At 33.8% G+C, this 6,278-nt stretch carries 8 protein-coding genes; 3 read left to right on the forward strand and 5 right to left on the reverse strand.

What is annotated here, in order from left to right:
* Positions 1 to 374: VOC family protein (locus tag V7147_RS09940; RefSeq protein WP_335367697.1), on the forward strand; the 374-nt coding region annotated here is incomplete at its 5' end.
* A gap of 151 nt (positions 375 to 525) precedes the next feature.
* Here V7147_RS09940 and V7147_RS09945 read toward each other — a convergent pair.
* Together V7147_RS09945 and V7147_RS09950 are read right to left on the reverse strand one after the other, a co-directional pair.
* Positions 526 to 1,299: a putative protein N(5)-glutamine methyltransferase gene (locus tag V7147_RS09945; protein WP_335367704.1), complete on the reverse strand. Its 774-nt coding sequence runs from the start codon at positions 1,297 to 1,299 to the stop codon at positions 526 to 528.
* Between the two features lie 299 nt (positions 1,300 to 1,598).
* A complete protein-coding gene (locus V7147_RS09950) occupies positions 1,599 to 1,835 on the reverse strand; it encodes a hypothetical protein (protein ID WP_335367698.1) in 237 nt (78 codons plus the stop codon).
* A gap of 380 nt (positions 1,836 to 2,215) precedes the next feature.
* On the opposite strand from V7147_RS09950, the gene V7147_RS09955 reads away from it, so the two are divergent.
* Positions 2,216 to 2,416, forward strand: a complete 201-nt coding sequence (locus V7147_RS09955) for a hypothetical protein (RefSeq protein WP_335367699.1) — start codon at positions 2,216 to 2,218, stop codon at positions 2,414 to 2,416.
* A gap of 657 nt (positions 2,417 to 3,073) precedes the next feature.
* Complete coding sequence (locus tag V7147_RS09960; protein WP_335367700.1) at positions 3,074 to 3,562, forward strand: DinB family protein; 489 nt, start codon at positions 3,074 to 3,076, stop codon at positions 3,560 to 3,562.
* A 303-nt stretch (positions 3,563 to 3,865) separates the two neighbouring features.
* On the opposite strand, the gene V7147_RS09965 is transcribed toward V7147_RS09960, so the two are convergent.
* The 3 genes from V7147_RS09965 to V7147_RS09975 all read right to left on the reverse strand — a co-directional run bounded on the left by V7147_RS09965 (position 3,866) and on the right by V7147_RS09975 (position 6,092).
* Complete coding sequence (locus V7147_RS09965) at positions 3,866 to 4,498, reverse strand: type 1 glutamine amidotransferase family protein (RefSeq protein WP_335367701.1); 633 nt, start codon at positions 4,496 to 4,498, stop codon at positions 3,866 to 3,868.
* A gap of 75 nt (positions 4,499 to 4,573) precedes the next feature.
* Positions 4,574 to 5,533, reverse strand: a complete 960-nt coding sequence (locus V7147_RS09970; protein ID WP_335367702.1) for a helix-turn-helix transcriptional regulator — start codon at positions 5,531 to 5,533, stop codon at positions 4,574 to 4,576.
* A 181-nt stretch (positions 5,534 to 5,714) separates the two neighbouring features.
* On the reverse strand, positions 5,715 to 6,092 hold the full coding sequence (locus tag V7147_RS09975; RefSeq protein ID WP_335367703.1) for a DUF4440 domain-containing protein: 378 nt from the start codon (positions 6,090 to 6,092) through the stop codon (positions 5,715 to 5,717).
* Positions 6,093 to 6,278 lie beyond the last annotated feature (186 nt).

Below are 6,278 nucleotides of genomic sequence, written 5' to 3' on the forward strand. Positions count from 1 at the left end.
GGAGTGATAATATGAAGAATCAAGTTTGTGTTATTAGCATTTACGTGCCAAATTTAAACGAAGCAATTGACTTTTATACTAATACTTTAGGTTTTGAATTAAACAAACAGTATGGTCCTAAGATTGCATCACTTGTAAACGGAGAGTTACCACTTGTTTTAGAGGAAAACGATATTGCAACCTCTAATCACAATGTTTCAGGAGTTGTTTTAGGATTGCAAACTGAAGATATTTATGAAAAAGTTAATTTCTTAAAAGAAAAAGAAGTTAATTTTATTGTAGATGAACCAACTAATTGTCCTCCAGGAAAATATATTAGTTTTAGAGACCCCTTCGGAAATATTTTAGAGTACATTCAATTTCAAAATTTTTAACAAAGATAATGAGTTCAACATAATTGTTGGACTTTTTTTAGTCTTCTTCAACTATCCTGCACCGATAGTACAACAAGAAAAAGTTGCCCTCGTGACAGCTCTAATCTTCAACTATCGCACCCGTTAGTTGAATAAGGAACTTATTTTGTAGTTACTCTTTTCCAATATTTGTTCCAATAACAACTGTTGCATCCAATGCTTCATCTCTGGCTATTTTGGTAGTTAGTCCAGCATTGATAAAGACTTTAAAGGTTTGAGCCGCCTGCATTTCGCTCGTCTCTACCAATAGATGTCCTCCAGAAGCAAGCCATTGAGGTGCCTGTTCCGCTACTATACGCAGAAGGTCTAGTCCGTCCTTTCCTCCGTCAAGTGCCAGTTTTGGTTCATATAAGCATGCCTCCTGGGGAAGCAGCTTTATTGCATCAGTTGGAACGTAAGGTACATTGGCAACTATTATGTTTACACGACCTCTCAATGAATGGGGCAATGCATCATACAAGTCACCTTCATAAACGTAACCATCAACATTAGTTATGTTGCGTGAAGCACATTGTACAGCGACGGGATCAATGTCAACGGAATGTAATAAAATCTTTTTCAAGTCGGTTGCTATTGCAGCACCAACAGCACCAGACCCGCAACATAAATCAACAACAATATCACAAATGCGGGTCAATGCTTCTGCATGTTGAACCAGAAACTCCGTACGTTGACGTGGGACAAAAACTCCCCGTTCTACTTCTATCCGTAGCCCACAAAACTTTGTAAATCCGAGTACGTATTCAAGTGGTAAACCACTAGCTCGTATTTCAACCATTTTCATTAAATCCTCTATACTGCCAGCCTCTGAGATAAGTAACTGTGTTTCTTCTTCAGGAAAAATACAACCCTCGCTCCGTAGTTTGTCGATTACACTTTTTTCCATTTTATTATCTAAAGAGAAAGTAATTTTCTGTTCCATTTATCTCACCACTTTAAAAAATTTAAAGGTCTTTATCATCTTTATTCTAGAACTAAAAGAAATATCCTTCTTCAACAAACCTGCATCGTTAGCTGAATAACTTCAACAAAAATAAGCGATAATCATTCTTAGACTATCGCCCCCGTTTTCCTCACTTATATAATATACTAGTTCAGGTGCGTTTTTATATCTTAATTGTCAGGAGCTTGAAACAGAGTAAAGACCTCCGAAGAGGAGGTCTTGGTTTCCTTTTATAAGAGGTGTTAATTCATGCCATGCATCACGTGTGGCATCATGTGTGGCATCATGTGTGGCATACTAATCAATACAGCTTGTGACTGGGTAACATTGTCATGATGTGGATGATGATAATGATGATGTGGATGATGATGATGATGATGTGGATAATGATAGCTACTCATTACATAAGGATGATATCCAGATCCCATAATATATGGACTATATCCCATTCCATACCAGTTTCTTATATCTCCAAACATATTTTCACCTACTTTCGAGATGGGATTTTAACTAATTTCATGTTATGCCTTAATTTAATGAATGAGCTTATCTTCTCTCAAAATAGGTGTTTACCTATTAAATAAAAATCCTGCATCATCCAGTTCCACTAAACTGTTCTATAGTTGAATAACTTCAACAAAAATTAGCGATAGTCATTCTTGAATTATCGCACCCGTTAGTTAAATAAGAAAAAGACGCTTATTCCACAATCGCGCCCGTTTCTGGAATAAACAAAAAGCTCATATTTAATAAATTAAATTAAACAGCAATCCGTTTTTTACCTTACCTTGCATCACTTTATAAATTATAATGAAAGTATTAAATCTTAATAGCGCTATGGAAGTAGAGGAGAACATCTATGAAAAATAAACATAGATTTGTAATTAATATCATTATAGTAATAACATATGTTATTGTTTCCAGTTTTGTATTAGTACTTTACGCTAAGAGAGATGCTTTGTCAGAGGTTTATATGGCTTTTCTTCCTCTAGCTATTACAGCCATAGTTTGTTTTGTATTGAATTCAATTAATAAAAAGGAAAATTATAAAGAAAAATAGTATTCAGAAAATAATCTTGATATTTGATTTTTAGAAAAAAGTCGATTTCCTTTACGTTGGGAAATCGACTTTTTATGTAATCTTATTCAATTAAATGTCTCGATTGTGGAACAAGTTAAAAATTTTTTCTTCAACTAACCTGCCCCGTTACTTCAATAAAAAAAGATGCTGCCTTAACAATACCTTGTCTTACTAAAGCATATCGTTAGGGAAGTATCAATTTTCATAATACGCTATCGCTTGTCAGTTGTATTTAAGAAACAGCCCTACAAATATTAGAACTGATAAAATAATTATCCCCAATAAAACCAGTAACACTTTTTTCATATTACAGCTCCTAAATTTATTCAACTTACTTTTCTATACGAATTTAATTTCAGAAAGTTACACTTTCTTCATTGCTTTTGTTAGTGCCTTTACTAAAGTAATCTGCACCGTTAGTGCAATAAAAAAGGATCGCCGCAGCCATCCCAATCTTAAGACAGCTGTTCTTTTACATTTAACACAACATATGATAAATTGTTATTAGAATTTTCCGAATAACGGAACGTTCATTGTTCCATTAAAGGGCAGTTTAATAGCTATATACAATACGCCGCAAATGAATATTGACCAAGGAATTATCTATTAAAGGGATTAAATTGGAGGGAATAGAAAATGGATGTAAGGACACTTTTGTTACAGCAATGGGCAAGTTGCTTAGATCAAGAAGACTGGTTTCCACCACTTGAAAAAGTGCTAGAGGATATCACTTTTGAACAGGCAATTTGGAAACCAGTTGAGGGGGCACATTCCATTTGGGAATTAGTTTGTCATTTGCTTTTCTTTGAAAAAAGAATTCTGTTACGATTTCTTGGTGAAACAACAAATGAACCAAAGGCAGAAAATAATGACGCTACATATCGATTACCAACTGAGACGTCTCAAAATTGGCAGAAAACAAAACAAGAATACTTTTATGTTCATCGCGAACTAGAAAAAATACTATCAACATCAGAACTAGAAGATTTGTATAGAGAAATCCCTGAAGACAATCCATTAATGATTGAACTGAAGAGTTTAGCAATGCACGACGCCTATCATATTGGCCAAATTGTATTCCTTAGTAAAATGCAAGGAGCTTGGGCAGCAAAACGCAGTTTTTAAAAAGATTTATTAGCTTTACAGTTATTCCATTATAGTGGGCTTTAAAGGAATAAGAACGGGAACGTCCGATTTGGACGTTCACATATTTTATACCTAAAAAACAACAATCATATTTAACAAAACCTATTAAAGTAATCAAGCAAACCTTCTTCTCTCATATTTAACTTCTTCCTAAACTATCCCGCTCGTTAGCACAAGAAGAAAGCCGCCAAAATAAGGCGACTGGATCTTCAACTCTTGCTACCCGTTAGTTGAAGAAGGAAATTGGCATGAACATATAAAAGAGCTAAGTTATTTTTCAGCTTATCCGTTTAATGAATTCATTAACTGGAAGAAGTATTCAGGTTTATGAGTCTTATTTAGGTTATACCATGAATGTAATGTATCTAGTGCAAATACATCTAATTTTTTCAGTACTTCCATCGCAAATTCCAAAGGAGCTATTCCTGATGCAGTAACTAAATTCGCATCAGATACCACAGATCCCACCTCATAGAACTTTTCTCCTTTATAGTTAGGACATACCATTTTAGTGAATTCTAAATTATTACTTGTATGCTTTCTAGTATCTAAGTATCCCATATTCGCAAGGGCATCAGTTGCACCACAAATTGCAGCAACAATAGTACCGAGCTTTAAAAATTCACCGATTTTTTCCAATATTGGTTGATGAATAACTTCTCCCCAGGTATTCCCTCCTGGCAAAATTAAAAGATCTTTACTCTCAAGAGTACATTCATCAAAGGAAATATCTGGTTTTAAGCTCAGTCCTCCCATCGTAGTAATAATTTCTTTATTAACTCCCACAGTAACTACTTTTAAAGGTGCTAAATCCCTTTTGAAATATCTTCCTGAGTTTAGTTCAGCAATTAAATATCCATATTCCCAGTCTGACATCGTATTAAATACATAAAGATAAACTTTTTCTGTTTGCATCAAATAACACTCCAATCATAATTTATATAGCCTATTATAAAATAACTTCCCTGACAGCTAACGTCAGGGAAGTTATCATACTTGATGAAATTTTATTAATTCCGACAGAACTTCAATAAGTCTTTTCTTAAGACTTATCGGCTCAATAACTTGAATAGATTTGCCGTACGGTAAAAGTAAATAAGGTACATATGTATGTATCATTTCTTTTTCAAGAAGAAATACTGCTTGATTTGAAGTCCGTTCTTGTAAATAATGCCCTAAAAACCAATGTTGGCAAATATCACCCAACGCCCCTTTATCTCCATCAATAACCAACGAACTAATCCCTTCCTTATCTATAGTAGGAAGGAGGTTTTTTATAAAAAAGTCACGTGCTGAAAAATCTTCTGACTGGATAAACTTATTTTCGGTCAGAATTAGACTTTCAATACGATCTACTCTAAAACTGCGGATATCATTCCTTAGATGACAATATCCAATCACATACCACTTATTATTCCAATAAATAATTCTGTACGGATGAACCAATCTATAATTCGATTGCTCTTCGCCACTTTTATGGTATAGAATTTTTACAGAGTATCCGTCAGCTACGGCCTGCTCCAACACCTTCAAGAAAGGTTCCATAGAAAGGGAACTTAATCGACTTATTACTTCAAGACTGGTTAAATGTTGGTTTATCTTTGTTTCCTGCTCTTGATTTGAATATTTTCTTAGCTTTGAAATAGCCCTATTTAGTGCTTCACCTCCATAATATCCGGCTTCTTCTGCAAAAACAGCAGCGTGAAATAGTGAGGTTTGCTCCTCAAAATCAAAGAATAGTGGAGCTTCAATAAAATTGTTCAATAAAGTGTATCCACCGTTATGTCCTGGTTCTGAAATTATAGGTACGCCACTTGTTGAAAGTGTATCAATATAACGATACACAGTCCTTATATTCATCTCTAACTTTTCTGAAATTTGTTTTGCAGTAATTTTTTTACCTGAACGAAGCATCCATAGAATTGCTAATATATTGTCAATTTTAGGCATATAATTCCCCCTCTATTTGGAATTTATTATCTATATTTTTTTCTTAACTATTAAAAACGGTTTAACTAATAAATTCTATCTATTCAGCGAAGTTCCTTCTTCCACTAAACTGCACCTTTAGTTGAACAAGAAAAGAGCTTTACCCTTGTTGGAGTAATGCACCCGTTAGTGAAAGAAGAATCTACCTTTCCAACTCAATATATTCTCTCAATAATTTCCACACATTATCTTCTTTTCTCCATACAAACATGCATTGAGCATTAAAAGGTTTACCATTTATTAAGTTAGTCTCTCTTCCTAAAATTAAATATTCTTCTCCATTTTTACGTTCAGTGATTGAAGCAACTTCAAAACTTTTTTCAGCATTGTCCATTCGTCTCAATACACTATTGAGTTCATAGTCATAATAATACAGTTCAGGTTTATCTATATATGAATGAGCCCAACATCCTACAAAGCTCTTTGACATATATGCTCTAATTCCATCACCATTCTTGCTAATAAATCCTTCATTCCAAGCGATAAAATAGCCATTTAATATTTCCTTAATAATGTTCAATTTTCATTCCTCCCTATCATTAAATGGTAACTATAAAAATAATCCCTGCTACTAAGAACACATATGTTAAAGTAAACTGCATCATTGGCATAATAACTTCAACAAAAATAAGCGATAATCCTTCATCTTGGACTATCGCTACCTGTTACTTTAATAAGAACAATTAGAGTGTTATTACCACTAAGG

Source organism: Bacillus sp. JJ1521, from assembly GCF_036965165.1.
Lineage (GTDB): Bacteria > Bacillota > Bacilli > Bacillales > Bacillaceae_L > Ferdinandcohnia.